Source organism: Aquabacterium parvum, from assembly GCF_001447195.1.
GTDB lineage: Bacteria > Pseudomonadota > Gammaproteobacteria > Burkholderiales > Burkholderiaceae_C > Aquabacterium > Aquabacterium parvum.
Map to the genome: position 1 here is coordinate 427,099 of NZ_LFRI01000386.1, position 15,934 is coordinate 443,032.

General features: G+C 65.9%; 15 protein-coding genes and 1 pseudogene. 5 read left to right on the plus strand and 11 right to left on the minus strand.

From position 1 onward, the window contains the following. Nucleotides 1–23 precede the first annotated feature (23 nt). Nucleotides 24–1,151 (minus strand): aromatic ring-hydroxylating oxygenase subunit alpha, encoded by a 1,128-nt coding sequence (locus tag ABG80_RS16050; RefSeq protein WP_058088675.1) that lies wholly within the window; start codon nucleotides 1,149–1,151, stop codon nucleotides 24–26. A gap of 341 nt (nucleotides 1,152–1,492) precedes the next feature. On the opposite strand from ABG80_RS16050, the gene ABG80_RS16055 reads away from it, so the two are divergent. From ABG80_RS16055 to dxs, 3 genes are read left to right on the plus strand one after another with little or no spacing between them, the layout of a single operon-like run. After that, nucleotides 1,493–1,771, plus strand: a complete 279-nt coding sequence (locus tag ABG80_RS16055) for an exodeoxyribonuclease VII small subunit (RefSeq protein WP_058088600.1) — start codon at nucleotides 1,493–1,495, stop codon at nucleotides 1,769–1,771. Next, nucleotides 1,768–2,694 carry a polyprenyl synthetase family protein gene (locus tag ABG80_RS16060; protein ID WP_058088601.1) on the plus strand — a complete coding sequence of 309 codons (927 nt, stop codon included), beginning with the start codon at nucleotides 1,768–1,770 and terminating at the stop codon, nucleotides 2,692–2,694. The genes ABG80_RS16055 and ABG80_RS16060 overlap by 4 nt, the downstream gene beginning before the upstream one ends. A 22-nt stretch (nucleotides 2,695–2,716) precedes the next feature. Continuing rightward, on the plus strand, nucleotides 2,717–4,624 hold the full coding sequence (dxs, locus tag ABG80_RS16065) for a 1-deoxy-D-xylulose-5-phosphate synthase (RefSeq protein ID WP_058088602.1): 1,908 nt from the start codon (nucleotides 2,717–2,719) through the stop codon (nucleotides 4,622–4,624). 119 nt (nucleotides 4,625–4,743) lie between these two features. Here dxs and ABG80_RS16070 read toward each other — a convergent pair whose 3' ends face one another. Beyond that, a complete protein-coding gene (locus ABG80_RS16070; protein WP_058088676.1) occupies nucleotides 4,744–5,223 on the minus strand; it encodes a hemerythrin domain-containing protein in 480 nt (159 codons plus the stop codon). Nucleotides 5,224–5,501: 278 nt separating this feature from the next. Further along, complete coding sequence (gene argH, locus ABG80_RS16075; RefSeq protein WP_058088677.1) at nucleotides 5,502–6,899, minus strand: argininosuccinate lyase; 1,398 nt, start codon at nucleotides 6,897–6,899, stop codon at nucleotides 5,502–5,504. 60 nt (nucleotides 6,900–6,959) lie between these two features. Between argH and ABG80_RS16080 the strand changes: the two genes are divergently transcribed. Both ABG80_RS16080 and ABG80_RS16085 read left to right on the plus strand, forming a co-directional pair. Then, nucleotides 6,960–8,135, plus strand: a complete 1,176-nt coding sequence (locus ABG80_RS16080; protein ID WP_083506177.1) for a sensor histidine kinase — start codon at nucleotides 6,960–6,962, stop codon at nucleotides 8,133–8,135. Nucleotides 8,136–8,146: 11 nt separating this feature from the next. Continuing rightward, nucleotides 8,147–8,908 (plus strand): LytR/AlgR family response regulator transcription factor, encoded by a 762-nt coding sequence (locus ABG80_RS16085; RefSeq protein ID WP_235513890.1) that lies wholly within the window; start codon nucleotides 8,147–8,149, stop codon nucleotides 8,906–8,908. Between the two features lie 108 nt (nucleotides 8,909–9,016). Here the strand turns inward: ABG80_RS16085 and ABG80_RS16090 are convergent, their stop codons facing one another. The 8 genes and pseudogenes from ABG80_RS16090 to ABG80_RS16125 all read right to left on the minus strand — a co-directional run bounded on the left by ABG80_RS16090 (nucleotide 9,017) and on the right by ABG80_RS16125 (nucleotide 15,931). Continuing rightward, entirely contained in the window at nucleotides 9,017–9,676 is a 660-nt protein-coding gene (locus tag ABG80_RS16090) for a protein phosphatase CheZ (RefSeq protein WP_058088604.1), read from the minus strand. Between the two features lie 17 nt (nucleotides 9,677–9,693). After that, nucleotides 9,694–10,092 (minus strand): chemotaxis response regulator CheY, encoded by a 399-nt coding sequence (cheY, locus tag ABG80_RS16095; protein WP_058088605.1) that lies wholly within the window; start codon nucleotides 10,090–10,092, stop codon nucleotides 9,694–9,696. 54 nt (nucleotides 10,093–10,146) lie between these two features. After that, a complete protein-coding gene (gene motB, locus ABG80_RS16100; RefSeq protein ID WP_058088606.1) occupies nucleotides 10,147–11,115 on the minus strand; it encodes a flagellar motor protein MotB in 969 nt (322 codons plus the stop codon). Between the two features lie 36 nt (nucleotides 11,116–11,151). Then, complete coding sequence (motA, locus tag ABG80_RS16105) at nucleotides 11,152–12,009, minus strand: flagellar motor stator protein MotA (protein ID WP_058088607.1); 858 nt, start codon at nucleotides 12,007–12,009, stop codon at nucleotides 11,152–11,154. A 297-nt stretch (nucleotides 12,010–12,306) separates the two neighbouring features. Next, the gene (gene flhC, locus ABG80_RS16110) at nucleotides 12,307–12,843 is read right to left on the minus strand and encodes a flagellar transcriptional regulator FlhC (protein WP_058086832.1); all 537 of its coding nucleotides are present in this window, start codon (nucleotides 12,841–12,843) and stop codon (nucleotides 12,307–12,309) included. 66 nt (nucleotides 12,844–12,909) lie between these two features. Beyond that, nucleotides 12,910–13,230: a flagellar transcriptional regulator FlhD gene (flhD, locus tag ABG80_RS16115; protein ID WP_058086910.1), complete on the minus strand. Its 321-nt coding sequence runs from the start codon at nucleotides 13,228–13,230 to the stop codon at nucleotides 12,910–12,912. A 301-nt stretch (nucleotides 13,231–13,531) separates the two neighbouring features. Next, nucleotides 13,532–14,754 (minus strand): annotated as a pseudogene (locus ABG80_RS16120) (fatty acid desaturase family protein). Nucleotides 14,755–14,782: 28 nt separating this feature from the next. Further along, a complete protein-coding gene (locus ABG80_RS16125) occupies nucleotides 14,783–15,931 on the minus strand; it encodes a fatty acid desaturase family protein (protein ID WP_058088608.1) in 1,149 nt (382 codons plus the stop codon). Nucleotides 15,932–15,934: the final 3 nt, after the last annotated feature.

Below are 15,934 nucleotides of genomic sequence, written 5' to 3' on the forward strand. Positions count from 1 at the left end.
GGCGGCCTGTGCACGAGGGGCTGTCAGCCCTTGTAGGCCATCGTCCGGCGATACCACTCGTGGAAGTGCTGCATGCCGTCTTCCATCGGGCTTTGATAAGGACCGACTTCGTTGTCACCGCGCTCCATCAGGGCACGGCGGCCGGCGTCCATGCGCTCGCCGATCTCGTCGTCCTCGATGCAAGTCTCCATGTAGGCGGCGCGCTGGGCCTCGATGAACTCGCGCTCGAAGGCGGCGATTTCTTCGGGGTAGTAGAACTCCACCACGTTGAGCGTTTTCTGAGGCCCTTGCGGGTACATGTTGGAGACCACCAGCACGTGCGGGTACCACTCGACCATCATGGTCGGGTAGTAGGTCAGCCACACGGCGCCCTGCGAAGGCTTTTCGCCGCCGCGGTAGTTCATCAGCACCTCGCGCCACTTTTTGTAGACGTCCGAGCCCGGCTTGTCGAAGCCCTTGGAGACGCCCACGGTCTGCACCGAGTAGGCGTCGGCCATGTCCCAGCTCAGGTCGTCGCAGGTCACGAAGTTGCCCAGGCCGGGGTGGAAAGGACCGACGTGGTAGTCCTCAAGGTAGACCTCGATGAAGGTCTTCCAGTTGTAGTTGCACTCGTGCAGCTCGACGTGGTCGAGCACGTAGCCGGTGAAGTCGAGGTCGCCACCCGGCTTGAAGCGCGCGTCCAGGCCGGCCAGGTCGGCAGCGATGTCACGCCCGTTGTCTTCGAACAGCAGCCCGTTCCAGTTGCGAACCTTGTAGTTGTTCAGGTTCAGGCAGGGGTCGTGGTCGAAGTGGGGGGCGCCGATCAGCTCACCCTGGTGGGAGTACGTCCAGCGGTGCAGCGGGCAGACGATGTTGTGCTTGGTGTTGCCGCGGCCGCGCAGCATGAGCGCCTGCCGGTGGCGGCAGACGTTGGAGATCAACTCGATGCCGTCTTTCGTGCGCACCAGCACGCGGCCTTCTTTTTCCTGAGGCAGCGCGAGGTAGTCGCCCACCTCGGGCACGCTGACGGCGTGGCCAAGGTAGCGGGGACCTGACTGAAAGATGCGCGCTTGCTCCTCCTTGTACAGTTGTTCGTCGAAGTAGACGTGAACTGGCAGCTGGGTGTGGGAGCTGCGGCGAAGGGCGTTGAGCGCAGGACTCAGGTCGGACATGATCCCCAGGATCTCCAAAAACCAATGTCAACCCGCTCCGCGAGAGCTGTCTGCCGACCATGAAATCAAGGCACGGATCAGGCGTTGGCTTCGCGAAGACATGTGAAACCCGGCTTGAAGTCAAAAAACCAAACCGGGGACGGCATCCCGGTGCAATCCGGGGAACCCGAGATTCTAGCCGGGGGGGTGGGGTGGGGCAAGCCTGTGGGTTTGCTCCGGCGCAAACCAGCGCGCCAGGCCCGATGTCAAGGCCCGCCCACCCTCAGGGGCGGGGCGTTCGAGGCAGGGCAGTCGAAATAGAATACGCGTTTGCCCGCAGAGCCGGATTTCCCACCCTCCCCATGGCCCGACCACCCTCCACCCCCGCTGCGGCCTCCTCCGCAGCCGCGTCGAGCGCCCCAGGCGCCGAGGCCCTGCCCGACAGCTACGAAGACGCGATGGCCGAGCTGGAACAGCTCGTCGCGCGCATGGAGTCGGGCGCCTTGCCCCTGGAGCAGTTGCTGGTGGCCTACCAACGTGGGGCCTCGCTGCTGGGCTTTTGTCGCGAGCGCCTGCAAGCCGTTGAGGACCAGGTCAAGCAACTCGAAGGCGGGCAGCTCAAGCCCTGGGACGCGGCATGAGCCCTGAACAACTGCAAAGCTGGTCGGCCCAGGCGCTGGCCCGTGTGGAAGCGGCCCTGGACGAATGGGTGCCCCGGTCGGCGCCGGCTGGGCTGGGCGATGCCATGCGCTATGGCGTGCTCGACGGTGGCAAGCGTTTGCGGGCCTTGCTCGTCGAGGCCGCTGCCGAGGCGGTGGGCGCGCTCAACGCCGCGACGGGCCGCGAAGCCGCTTTGCGTGCCGCCTGTGCCGTCGAGCTGATCCACGCGTACTCGCTGGTGCACGACGACATGCCCTGCATGGACAACGACGTGTTGCGCCGTGGCAAGCCCACGGTGCACGTGGCCTTTGGCGAAGCCCAGGCCATGCTGGCCGGTGACGCCATGCAGGCCTTGGCCTTCGAGGTGCTCACGCCCGATGTGGGCGAGGGCGCCGGGGTGTCGCCCGTCTTGCAGGCAAGGCTGGTGCGCTTGCTGGCGCGTGCCTCGGGGCAGTCCGGCATGGCCGGTGGCCAGGCCATCGACCTGGCCAGCGTGGGCCGGGCGCTCGATGAGGCCACCCTGCGCGACATGCATCGCCGCAAGACGGGCGCCTTGTTGCGCGCCAGCGTGCAGATGGGTGCTGCCTGCGCAGAGCTGGGCGCGGACTCACCCGCCTGGCAGGCCCTGACCGATTACGGCCACACCATGGGCCTGGCTTTCCAGATCGTCGACGATGTGCTGGACGCCACCCAGCCCTCCGACACCCTGGGCAAGACCGCCGGCAAGGACGCCGACGCCAACAAGCCCACCTACGTGAGCCTGCTGGGCCTGGACGGGGCCCGCCGCGAAGCCGATGAGCTGCTGGCCCAGGCCCTGGCCGCACTGGCTCGCAGTGGCTTGAGCGCCGAAGCCACCGGGGCCCTGGCGGCCCTGGCGCACCGCATCGTCCACCGCGACCACTGAATCAGAACAAATCCCCACCAGGATGAGCAACATGACCCACCCCCTGCTGTCGCGCGTCGACTCGCCCGCAGACCTGCGGCACCTGTCGCGAACGGAGCTCAAACAGCTCGCCACCGAGCTGCGGTCCTACCTGCTCGAAAGCGTGGCGCGCACCGGGGGGCACCTGTCGTCCAACCTCGGCACGGTGGAGCTGACCATCGCGCTGCACCACGTCTTCAACACGCCGCACGACCGGCTGGTCTGGGACGTGGGTCACCAGACCTACCCGCACAAGATCCTGACCGGCCGCCGCGACCGCATGCCCACGCTGCGCCAGTTCGGCGGCATGAGCGGCTTCCCGCGCCGTGACGAGAGCGAGTACGACACCTTCGGCACGGCCCACTCGTCGACCTCGATCTCTGCTGCCTTGGGCATGGCGCAAGGTGCGCAGATCCGTGGTGAGTCGCGTCGATCGGTGGCCATCATCGGCGACGGCGCCATGACGGCCGGCATGGCCTTCGAGGCGCTGAACAACGCCGGCGTGCCGCACGCCGGCAAGATGCCCAACGTGCTGGTGGTGCTCAACGACAACGACATGTCGATCTCGCCGCCGGTGGGGGCGCTCAACCGCTACCTGGCGCGCCTGATGTCGGGCCGCTTCTACATGACCGCCCGCGAGAGCGCCAAGCACGTGCTCAGCAACGTGCCGCCGCTGTTCGAGCTGGCCAAGAAGCTCGAAGAACACGCCAAGGGCCTGGTCGTGCCGGCCACCATCTTCGAGGAGTTCGGCTTCAACTACGTCGGCCCCATCGACGGGCATGACCTCGACAGCCTGATCCCCACGCTGGAGAACCTGCGTGACCTCGAAGGCCCGCAGTTCCTGCACGTGGTCACCAAGAAGGGCTATGGCTACAAGCTGGCCGAGGCCGACCCCATTGCCTACCACGGGCCGGGTAAGTTCGACCCTGCCGTGGGCCTGAAGAAGCCCGCGCCCACTGACACCCCGCCCAAGCCCACCTTCACGCAGGTGTTCGGCCAGTGGCTGTGCGACATGGCCGCGGCCGATCCGCGCCTGGTCGGCATCACCCCGGCCATGCGCGAGGGCTCGGGCATGGTCGAGTTCCACCAGAAGTTCCCGGGGCGCTACTTCGACGTCGGCATCGCCGAACAGCACGCCGTCACCTTCGCGGGTGGCCTGGCTTGCGAGGGCTTGAAGCCTGTGGTCGCCATCTACTCGACCTTCCTGCAGCGCGCCTACGATCAGCTCATTCACGATGTGGCCATCCAGAACCTGCCGGTGGTGTTCGCGCTCGACCGCGCCGGCATCGTGGGGGCCGACGGCGCCACGCACATGGGGGCCTTCGACATCGCCTTCGTGCGCTGCATCCCCAACTTGAGCATGCTGACCCCGGCCGACGAGGCCGAGACCCGCCAGGCGCTGAGCGCCGCCTATGCGCAGAACCACCCGGTGGCCGTGCGCTACCCGCGTGGCGCAGGCGCTGGCGTGCCGGTGCCCACCGACCTCGATCCCATGCCCTGGGGCAAGGGCGAGGTGCGCCGCAGCGCTTCGTATGCCCAGCCCGCAGGCCAGCGCGTGGCCATCCTGGCCTTTGGCACCTTGCTGTACCCGGCCTTGAAGGCCGGTGAGGCTTTGGACGCCACCGTGGCCAACATGCGCTTCGTCAAGCCGCTCGACGTCGAGCTGGTCAAGCAACTGGCCGAGGCCAATGACCTGATCGTGACGGTGGAAGAAGGTTGCGTGCAGGGCGGCGCCGGTTCTGCGGTGGCCGAGGCGCTCGCTGCAGCGGGCATCGCCAAGCCCATGCTGATGCTGGGTCTGCCCGATCAGTTCATCGAACACGGGGACCCGGCCAAGCTGCTGAGCCTGTGCGGGCTGGACGCGGCAGGCATCGAGCAGGCCATCCGCGACCGGCTGGCGGCGACCGCCTGAACCCGTCGGGGGATGGCCGGGCTCGATGCCCGCGCCGCGTCTCCGTTTCTTCTTCGATGACGCACGTCGGTGACGTGCTTCGGTGACCCGCCTCGATGGCAGACCCTGGCCGCCTCTGCTCAGGCGGCTTCTTTTTGTTCGTCGATGCCGGCCGGGCTCGCCCCGCCCTCGCTGCTGCATGAGCCCCCACAGCCGCTGATGGCCTCTGCGGGCAAGGCTTCGGGCTGGGCGACTTCACCGGTGACCGGGTCATAGCCCACGCTTTTCAGGTGCAGCGACAGGCCCGAGTCCATGGTCTGGGCGTGGTGCGGGAACCAGATCGTGAGCTCGTGCGCCATCTGGCGGATGGGCTGCAATTGCCCCTGCCGGCCCAGGTCCAGGCCTTCCTTGAGCACCTTGAGCACGACCGCGTGTTGGGTGAGGTGGCAGCTGCCCGGCGCGAAGCCGGTGGCCAGCATCCAGCGGTCTTCCTGGGCGAAGTGTTCTTCGGTGTGTTCCACCAGGGCTTGCCAGCGCGAAACCAGGGCGGCGTCTTCGGCCTGCTGAACCAGGGCCAACAGGTCGACGAACTCGACGTGGGTCTGGTCCATGACGGGCATGGACAGGCTGAGGGCGTCGGACCAGATCAGCTCGGGCGCCACCGGGGTGGTGTGCGGCAGGGCATTCGGGGCGTCGGACGTGGTCGGGGCGGTGGCAGCTTCAGGCATGGCCGCGAGGTTAGCGGTCATGCGGCGCCGGCACCTTGCGGTGGCGCAAGGTGCTGCGGGATTGGCTCGGGATGAAGCCCGTGCGTGCTGCGCTGCGCTGCACGCAGCCCCGCGTTTTGCGGGGCGCGAGCGATGGCGTGCCGTCCGGGATCGTGTCCGGCGCAGCCTCCTCAGGCCAGGCGGGTGCGGTGGCGGGCCACCTGGGCGCGCACCTGGGCCGGGGCGGTGCCGCCCAGCAGGTTGCGGGCGTTGAGCGAGCCGCGCAGGCTCAGCACCTCGAACACGTCCTGCTCGATGGCTGGGTTGTAGGCCTGCAGTTGCGCCAGCGACAGCTCGGACAGGTCCACGCCCGCGGCGATGGCGTCCTTGACGGCGTGGGCCACCACCTCGTGCGCATCGCGGAAGGGCAGGCCCTTCTTGACCAGGTAGTCGGCCAGGTCGGTGGCGGTGGCGTAGCCTTTCTTGGCGGCGCGCTCCATCGCTTCGGGCTTGACGGTGATGCCGGCGGCCATCTCGGCGAAGATGCGCAGCGTGTCTTTCAAGGTGTCGACCGTGTCGAACAAGGGTTCCTTGTCCTCCTGGTTGTCCTTGTTGTAGGCCAGGGGCTGGCCCTTCATCAGGGTGATCAGGCCCATCAGGTGACCGACCACGCGGCCGGTCTTGCCGCGCGCCAGCTCGGGCACGTCGGGGTTCTTCTTCTGCGGCATGATCGACGAGCCGGTGCAGAAGCGATCGGCCAGGTCGATGAAGCCGAAGCTCTGGCTCATCCACAGGATGAGTTCTTCCGACAGGCGCGAGACGTGCACCATCACCAGCGAAGCGGCGGCGGTGAACTCGATCGCGAAGTCGCGGTCGCTCACAGCGTCCAGGCTGTTCTGGCTAACGCCTTCGAAGCCCAGCGTGCGGGCCACGCGCTCGCGGTCCAGCGGGTAGCTGGTGCCGGCCAGCGCGGCCGAGCCCAGCGGCAGGCGGTTGATGCGGCGGCGCAGGTCGGTCATGCGCTCGGCGTCGCGCGCGAACATCTCTACATAAGCCAGCAGGTGGTGGCCAAAGGCCACGGGCTGGGCCACCTGCAGGTGGGTGAAGCCGGGCAGGATGACGTCGGCGTTCTGCTCGGCCACGTCGACCAGGGCTTTTTGCAGTTCATTGAGCAGCACACCGATTTCATCCACCTCGCCGCGCAGCCACAGGCGCACGTCGGTGGCGACCTGGTCGTTGCGCGAGCGGCCGGTGTGCAGGCGCTTGCCGGCGTCGCCGACCAGCTGGGTCAGGCGGGCCTCGATGTTCAGGTGCACGTCTTCAAGGTCGAGCTTCCACTCGAACTGACCGGACTGGATCTCTTCGGTGATCTGCGCCATGCCCTTCTGGATGGCGGCCAGGTCAGCGGCGGAGATCAGGCCCTGGGCGCACAGCATGTCGGCGTGGGCCAGCGAGCCCTGGATGTCGGCCTGCCACAGGCGCTTGTCGAAGAAGACGCTGGCGGTGTAGCGCTTGACCAGCTCGCTCATGGGCTCGGAAAACAGGGCCGACCAGGCCTGGGACTTTTTGTCGAGTTGGTTGGTGCTCATGGCGGTGTTCGCTGGGGTGGTGGCCGCCGGGGGGCTGGCTTCACGCAGAATGTGCAAACCATGGATTCTAAAGACCCTGTCGCTTCCACGCAGCCCCAGTCCACCCCGGCCTGGGCGGTGTCGACCCAGTTCGCGCTGCCGCAGGGCGATGCGACGGGTGGCGTGGCCCATGCCCCGAAGGCGTCCCTTGCCCCCTCGCCCTTTGATGTTTGCCACGTCGGGGTGGTGCTGCGCGTGGTGCTGGGCGTGCAGGTGGTGGTGGGACTGGGGGTGAGTTTCGCGGCCTCCGGGCCGTCGGACGCGCTGGACCGCTGGGCCCAGTCCGCCATGGTGTCGCTGCCGGCCAGCCTGTTGTGGCTGGTGGTGGCTTGCAGCGTGCGCCGGGCGCTGGGTCAGGCGCCGGAGTGGGGTCAATGGTTGGGCGCTTGCAGCCTCGGGGCCATCGTCGGTGGCTTGGCGCACTGGCAGGCCCGCTGGCTGGAGCAATGGGTCACCGGGCAGGCCATGGCCCTGGAATGGAGCTTCGTTCCACCCTTGTTGACGGGCGCGGCCTTGGCGGGCGCCACCCTGGCCTGGCTCAAACAGCGGGCACACAGCCAGCTGCCGGCCCATGCCGCTGCCCGCCTGGCCGAGCTTCAGGCCCGCATCCGGCCACACTTTTTGTTCAACACGCTCAACACGGCGATCGCCCTGGTGCAGATCGACCCGCAGCGCGCCGAGTCCGTGCTCGAAGACCTGGCTGAGTTGTTCCGCCAGGCGCTTTCTTCGCCATCGCTGCGCAGCACGCTGGCCGACGAGGTGGAGCTGGCGCGGCGTTACCTCAGCATCGAACAACTGCGCTTTGGCGAGCGTGTCACCGTGCGCTGGGAGCTCGACGATGCCGTCTCCAGTGCAGAGGTGCCCGCACTCGTGCTGCAGCCCTTGGTGGAGAACGCCGTTCGCCATGGCATCGAGGCCAACCCCCTGGGCGGCTGGATCGTGGTGCGCACCCGCGTGCAGGCCGGTCAGGCCGTGCTCACCGTCAGCAACTCGGTGCCCACGCAAGGCCCCACGGTGGCCACGGCTGGGCATGGCATCGCCCTGCGCAACGTGCGTCAGCGGCTCAAGCTCATGCACGACGTCGAAGCCGATTTCGAGGCCGGCTTGCAAAAAGGCGAGGGCGCCCAGCCGCCGATCTACGTGGTGCGCATCGCCGTGCCGCTGCCGGCCTCTGCCAAAGGAACTGCCCCCGCATGAACGCGCCCAACATGTCCCTGAAAGTTGCCATCGTCGACGACGAGCCGCTGGCCCGCATGCGCATCCGAACCTTGCTGAGCCAAACTGCCACGCCCAACGAGGTGGTGGGTGAGTTCGGGGAGTCGGTCAGCGCGCTGTTGTGGCTGCAGGAGCAGGACCAGGCAGGTCAGTCGCCAGACATGGTTGTGCTCGACATCCAGATGCCCGGGCTCGACGGCATGGTGTTGGCCGCTCGCCTGCGCGACCTGCGTCGACCGCCATCGGTGGTGTTCGTCACGGCCCACGCCGAACACGCCCTGCGCGCCTTCGACCTGGCCGCCGCCGACTACCTGACCAAACCCGTTCGCCTGGAGCGGCTCGATGCCTCGCTGGAGCGGGTGCGCAAGCTGCGCGCCGCGCTGATGCCTGTTGCCGAGCCCTTGGTGGACGACACCGAGGTGCTGGTGGTGCAAGAGCGTGGTCGCGTCGAGCGCATCCGCCTGGCCGAGGTGCTGTATTTCAAGGCCGAGCAAAAGCAGGTGCTGGTGCGCACCCTGGATGACAGCCGACTGATCGACGACTCGCTGACCGAGCTGGAAGGTCGGGTCGGGGCGCGCTTCATCCGCGTGCACCGCAATGCGCTGGTCTCGCGCCAGGCCATGAAAGCGCTGGAGCGCCGCGCTGACGACCCCGATGGCGGTGAGGCCTGGGCTGTGCAGGTGCTGCCCACGCAGGAGTGGCTGGCGGTTTCGCGCCGGCAGGTCAGCGCGGTGCGCGAAGCCATGGCTCAGTGACACCCCGCAGCGCCAGGCGGACGTGAAAAAGCCAGGCCTGTGGCCTGGCTTGTCGGGTGCGAGAGGGTTGGCTGGCGGCGCTGTGTGGTGTCGCTGAGCCGAGTGGCCTCAGAAGCCCAGGCTGGCCAACAGGTCGTCGACTTCGCTCTGATTGGCAACCACGTCGGAGCGACCTTCCGCATTGACGACGGGGCCCTCGAGCACGATGTTGTCCGGATCGGGGTGGTGGTGCGCGGTGAGCGCGGCCTCCACCTTTTGAGCCTGCTCGGGCGGCGCGGCCTGCACCAGCAACTTGACCAGTTGGCCTTCAAGGTCGTTGGCCAGTTTCACCACCTTGGCCACGACCTGACCGGTGAGGTCATGGAAGTCCTGGGCCATCATGATGTCGGTCAGGTGCCCGTCCACGCGCTTGGTGACGGTCTCGACGTCTTGAACGAAGTTGAACACCGCACCGCTGGCCACGGCCTTCACGGGGTCTGCCGTGATCAGGGCGGCCAGTTTGCGGGTTTCGTCCGCGATGTGCTCCTGGTCCGCCTTGGCGGTGTCCACCAGGTTGAGCACCTTTTCGGCTGCGTCGGCGGTCTTGGTCGCGATGTAGGTCAGGCGGCTGCGCGCATCGGGCAGGTCGTCCACCGTGTTCTTCAGGCCGGGCAGCACGCCCAGCATGTTCATCGTGTCGTGCAGCTGGCGCGTCAGGGTGCCCAGTTGCTGGAAGATCTCGGGCGAGGCCGCTGGCATCACCATGTTGTCTGGCAAATCCACCTTCATGGCGTGCTCCCAGTGTTTCAGGCCGTGGCGGCCAGTTTCTGCATGATCTTCTGGACCTTCTCTTCCAAGGTGGCCTTGGTGAAGGGCTTGACGATGTAGCCGGCGGCGCCAGTCTGGGCAGCCAGCACGATGTCTTCCTTGCGGGCTTCAGCGGTCACCATCAGCACCGGCAGGTGCTTGAGGCTGTCGTCGGCCTTGATGGCCTTGAGCAGCTCGAAGCCATTCATGTTGGGCATGTTGATGTCGCTGACCACGAAGTCGAACTTGCCGTTCTTGAGCATGTTCAGGGCGACGGCGCCGTCTTCGGCCTCTTCTGCGTTGTTGTAGCCGCTTTCCTTGAGCAGGCCCCGGACGATCCGGCGCATGGTGGAAAAGTCGTCCACGATGAGAAATTTCATGTCCGCGGGGTTGCTCATGACTCGTCCTTTTTCAAACGCGGGCTGTGTGTGGTTGCCCTCGGGTACACAGGGTTATCGGCCGGTGAGGCTGGGCCTTGAGGGTTTGATGTCGGGCGCCGGCTCCTCTTCGGGCGGTGCTTCGTCATCTTCTTCGTCGATCGCTTCGATCTTCGATGCCTGGAAGAACCGGTCCTCGGCCTCGCGGTTCATCACGATCACGCTGATGCGCCGGTTCAAGGGGCTTTCCGGGTTGCCCTTCTCGAACAGCATGCTCGCAGCCAGCCCTTGCACGCGCAAGACCTTGCTGCCGCTGAGGCCTCCAACAATGAGCTCGCGTCGAGACGCATTGGCCCGGTCGGCCGACAGCTCCCAGTTGCTGTAGCCGATGTCGCCTGCGCTGAATGGTTTGGCGTCGGTGTGTCCTTCGATGGTCAGTCGGTTGGGCACCTCGTCGAGCACCCCGCCGATCGCCCGGAGGATGTCGCGCATGTAGCCCTGAACCTGGGCGTCGCCGCTTTCGAACATCGGCCTTTGCTGGTCGTCCACGATCTGGATGCGCAGGCCCTCGGCCGTCATGTCGAGCTGGATCTGACTTTTGTACTTGGCCAGCCGTTCGTCGTTGGCGATCACCTCTTCCACCTTGGCCTTGAGCACGCGCAGCCGCTCGGCCTCGGCGCGGGCCTGTTCCATCTTCAGCGCCTTTTTGCGGCGCTTTTCATCGGCGGTTTCGGACTGGCCTTTCTTGACCTGACCGGTTGACTCCGACAGGCTGTTGCCACCGCCCTTGATGATGGACGAGGCATCCCCCGCGCCCGAGCCGCCAAACATGGCGACTTTGAGCGGGCTGTTGAAGTAGTCGGCGATGCCCTTTTTGTCGCCTTCGGTGGTCGAGCCCAGCAGCCACATCAGCAGGAAGAAGGCCATCATGGCCGTCACGAAGTCGGCATAGGCGATCTTCCACGCACCACCGTGAGCGGCATGGCCGCCCTTCTTGATGCGCTTGATGATGATCGGCTGGACCTTCTTCGAATCACCGGCCATGTCGGGTTCCTCGGGTGTGTGCGTTCAAGCGAACGCTCACTTCTTCTTGACGTGGGCTTCGAGCTCGGCGAAGGTCGGTCGCTCGGTCGAGTACAGCACCTTGCGGCCGAACTCGATGGCCACCTGCGGGGCGTAGCCCTGCATCGAGGCCAGCAGCACGGTCTTGACGACCTGGAATTCCTTGGTGCCTTCGTCGAGCTTTTGCTCCATCAGGCCGCCCAGGGGTTCGACCACGCCGTAGGCCAGCAAGATGCCCAGGAAGGTGCCGACCAGCGCCGAGCCGATCATGCCGCCCAGCACGGCGGGCGGCTGGCCCACCGAGCCCATGGTGTTGACCACGCCGAGCACGGCGGCCACGATGCCGAAGGCGGGCAGGGCGCCGGCCAGGCGGGCCACGGCCGCCACGGCGCCATGGCCTTCGTGGTGGTGGGTGTCGATCTCGTTGTCCATGAGGGTCTCGATCTCGTGGGCGTTGAGGTTGCCCGAGACCATCATGCGCAGGTAGTCGGTGATGAACTCGACGACGTGGTGGTCGCTGCCCATGGTCGGGTACTTCTTGAACAGGGCCGAGTTGTGCGGGTCTTCGACGTCCTTTTCGATGGACATCAGGCCTTCCTTGCGCACCTTCTGCAGGATCTCGAACATCATCGCCATCAGCTCCATGTACCGGTCTTTCGTGTACTTGGAGCCCTTGAACAGCGGGCCGAATTGCGCGATCACCGCCTTGACGGTCTTGGGCTGGTTGTTCACCAGGAATGCACCGATGGCACCGCCCGCGATGGCCATCATCTCGGTGGGCAGGGCCTTGATGATGACCTGCATGTTGCCGCCGTGGATGGCGTAGGCGCCAAAGATGCAGCCAAGGCAAAGGATGTAGCCGATTGCGACAAACATGGGGTCTCGCTCAGGTGCTGTTTCGGGTCATGGCGTGATCTTGTTCCCACTTGCCCCGCCGGGAACCCGTGAACAACGCCGCGCAGACGCCGCTATTTCGGATCAACTTCCAGCACATGGAATCCCCAGGCAAGCGGGCGCCCCAAAAAAAGGCGGACCCGATCAGGGTCCGCAGGAAAGCACGGATTCGTGCCAGGAGGAGACAAGCAAGAACGCCTTCCTTCCAAAAAGACGCTCAGTTGTTGTATCGGCGAGCTGCGCCGCAACTTGAGCCCTTTTTTTGAAGGCCGCGTGAAATCAATGAAGCTGCAGCGAGCCGGCGGCCTTGCCCTTGCCGGCGCGTGCCGGGGGGTTGCACAGGCCGCAGGTGAAGTGACGGGCGATCTCGTGGGGGTGGGTGACGAAGTGGCCACCGCACTTGTTGCACTTGGTCATGGTCAGCATGCCGTTGTCGATGAACTTGACCAGGCGCCAGGCGCGGGTCACGGACAACAGGGGCTCCAGGCCTTGTGACTGGGTTTGTTCGAGGTACAGCTGATACGCCTTGATGACCACGTCGATCTCGTCCATTTCCGAGGCCTTGTTCAGGTACTCGTGCATGTTCAGGAACAGGCTGGCGTGGATGTTGGGCTGCCAGGTCATGAACCAGTCGGTCGAGAAAGGCAGCTGGCCCTTCGAAGGCGACTTGCCCGAGACTTCCTTGTACAGGCGCAGCAGGCGCTCATACGACATGTCGGTTTCCGACTCCAGCACTTGCAGGCGGGCGCCCAGGTGGATCAGCGTGATGGCGCGGTCGATCTGCTTGGCTTCGGTCAACAGGCTCTTGGTGCGCATGGTGTCTCTCCTGGGGGAATCGCGTGGAAGGTGGCGTCGTCTTGAGGCGTCGGCGTCGGGCGCTGATCAGGCGGCTTCCTGGTGGCGACCGGCCATCAGGATGGAAGCGTGCAGGCGGGTGACGGAGTCGTTGTTGGACTTGGAGTGGCTGGTCAGCAGGCTCCAGACCAGGTCGTCGTCGATGCGCATGCGGCACAGCAGGGTGTTGCCCGAGGCGATCTTGAGCACTTGGGCGGGCGACAGGGAGGCCAGGCGTTCGGCGGCTTCTTCGGAGATGCCAAGGCGGAACAGGGCCTGTTCGCGGTCGCTGCGGATGAGGCTCTGGGCCAGCATCAGGTAGGACAGGTTGACTTCGCGGATTTCGGCAAGGATCTGGTCGGCGTTCATGGTGGGCTCCTTTGGAAGTGCGGCGGTTCGGTTGAAACGATCTGGAAGGCGTGCTTGTCGGCTCTGTTTCGCTGGTCAGCGAGGTTTGTCGCTGGCATGGGTTGAATTCTGTGGATCACCCTTGTTTTTCTGAATAGGCAGCCCGCTGTAAGGCATGTCGGCCCCCCGCTGAGCGGCGTGTCAGAAAAAATCCGACAAACGCCTTTTTGTGCGGGCAGGAGAGGGGCAAACCACGCCCAGAAAAAAGCCCGGTCGAACCGGGCCAGTCTCACTTTGCGCAACGGACTCGGGGCCCATGGCCTCAGGTTCGTGACGGATGTCGCGTTTCCCGGCCTGGCAGGGCGCTCAGCAGGTGCTCGCCACCCGGGAAGCTGTGGCGCACGATGCGCCGAGCCACCGTCAGGAACTGCGCGAACAACGAGCCCGTGTTGTAGGGCACGCCATGGCGGCGGCAGACCTCGCGCACCGCAGGCGCCACCTCGGCGTAGCGACGCGCCGGCAGGTCGGGGAAGAGGTGGTGTTCGATCTGGTGGCTCAGGTTGCCGGTCATCAGGTGAAAGATGCGGCCACCGCTGAGTTGCTTGACCCGAGCACCTGGCGCAGGTACCAGTGCCCACGTGCTTCGCCAGCCACGGCGTCGGCAGGGAACAGGTGCACCCCGCCGGTGAAGTGCCCGCAGAAGATGACCACGAAGGTCCAGAGGTTGCGAATGACGCCGGCCAGGGCATTGCCAACGAAGACGGTGGCGCCCGCCAGCCAGGCGCCGCTCAACCCGCCGAGGGCCGCGCCGAGCACCGCCGCCACCAACGGCCACCACAGCGCGTCCTTGCGCAGCTGTGCACCCATCTTGGCCCGCGCCCGGGGCCACAGTCGCTGCATGCGCGCCTTCGTCGCCTCGCGGTCGGTGCACAGGCGCTCGAACTCCAGGTTGTGGATGGCGATCGCCCACTCGAACAGCAGCGCCACGATCACGGTGTAGGGCGCCTGCATCAGGTGACGCGGCTCCCACTTCATCTCGGCCGACAGGCGCAACATGCCGTAGCCGAAGTCCCGATCGATGCTATCCACGTTCGTGTAGTGGTGGTGCATGTGGTTGTGAAAGTCCCGCCAGTCTTCCTTGCTGCAGGCGCTGTCCCACTCATGGGCCTTGCCCTCGAAGCGCGGGTCGTTCATCCACTCGTATTGCCCGTGTATCACGTTGTGGCCGAACTCCATGTTCTGCAGGCACTTGGACAGCCCCAGGCTGATCAGCGAGGTCAGCGCGACCCAGCCCCAGGGCGCCATGGCAAAAGCGCCAGCCAGGGCGATGCCCATGCCGGCTGCGAGCAGCCCGATGCGGCCGGCAGCTTCCATGCCACGGATGGCCCACAGCAAGCGCACGATGTAGCGCGCGTCCACCTCGCCCACCTGGGCGCGGGCGCGGTCGCGGATGGCGTCGAGTTCGGATGCGAAAGCCGCCAGGCCCTCGGGCGTTGAGGGGCCGGGCGCCCGCGCGGCGGGGCCCGTCGATGAGGCAGCTGACATCAAAGCGCTTTCGGTGAGACGGCTTGCCTCAGAGCTGGCGCTGCATCACGGGCGTGACTTCCAGGTGCACCGCTTTTTGCGTTCCGCCGGGCAAGCTGTAGCGCGCGATGCGCTTGAACACCGTCCACAGCTGTGGAATGAAAGCGCCGGTGTTGTAAGGCACTTCGTACTTGCGGCAGACGCCCTGCACCTTGGGCGCCATCTCGCTGTAGCGGTTGGCCGGGATGTCCGGGAAGAGGTGGTGCTCGACCTGGTGCGACAGGTTGCCGCTCATCAGGTGCAGCAGCTTGCCGCCGCTGATGTTGCTCGAACCCAGGATCTGACGCAGGTACCACTGGCCCTTGGTTTCACCTTCGATCGACTCGCGGCTGAAGGTGTAGATCTCTTCTGTGAAGTGACCGCAGAAGATGATGGCCCACGCCCAGATGTTGCGGATCAGGTTGCCCACGGCGTTGCCGGCCAGCACGGCCAGGGCCATGTCCACGGAGGCGTCAAAGGGCAGGCCCACCAGCGCGGCCACCAGCGGCCACACCACGTAGTCGCGCTTGACGATCTTCCACATCTTGGCGCGCACCAGCAGCCACTGCGGGCGCACGTCGGACCACTTGCGGCGGCCGATCACCACCTTGTCCATCTGCATGTCGTGGATGGCCACGAACCACTGGAAGTAGGCCGCCAGCAGCATCGTCAACAGCAACTGGAAGGGGTGCAGCCAGCTCCAGCGCAGGTCGTTGGACAGGCGCAGCATGCCGTAGCCGAAGTCGCGGTCCTTGCCGATGACGTTGGTGAAAGTGTGATGCACGTAGTTGTGCGAGTGACGCCATTCTTCCTTCGGGCAGGTGTTGTCCCAGTCGAAGGTGTCGCCGTGGAACTGCGGGTCGTTCATGAAGTTGAACTGCCCGTGCATCACGTTGTGGCCCAACTCCATGTTGTCGATGATTTTGCTGATGCCCAGCAGGCCCGCGCCCAAAAGCCACGTCGGCGGGAACCAGCCGAACATGAGCAGCGCGCGACCCAGCACCTCGGTCACGCGCACGATGCGCTGGATGCGGCGGATGTAGCGGGCGTCTTTTTCACCCAGGGTGCGGCGGGTTTCTTCACCGATGGCCTCGAGTTCGCGCTCGAAAGCCTTGAGTTCTTCGGCGGTGCGCGGGCCGATGTGGATGCGGGTGGACATGGT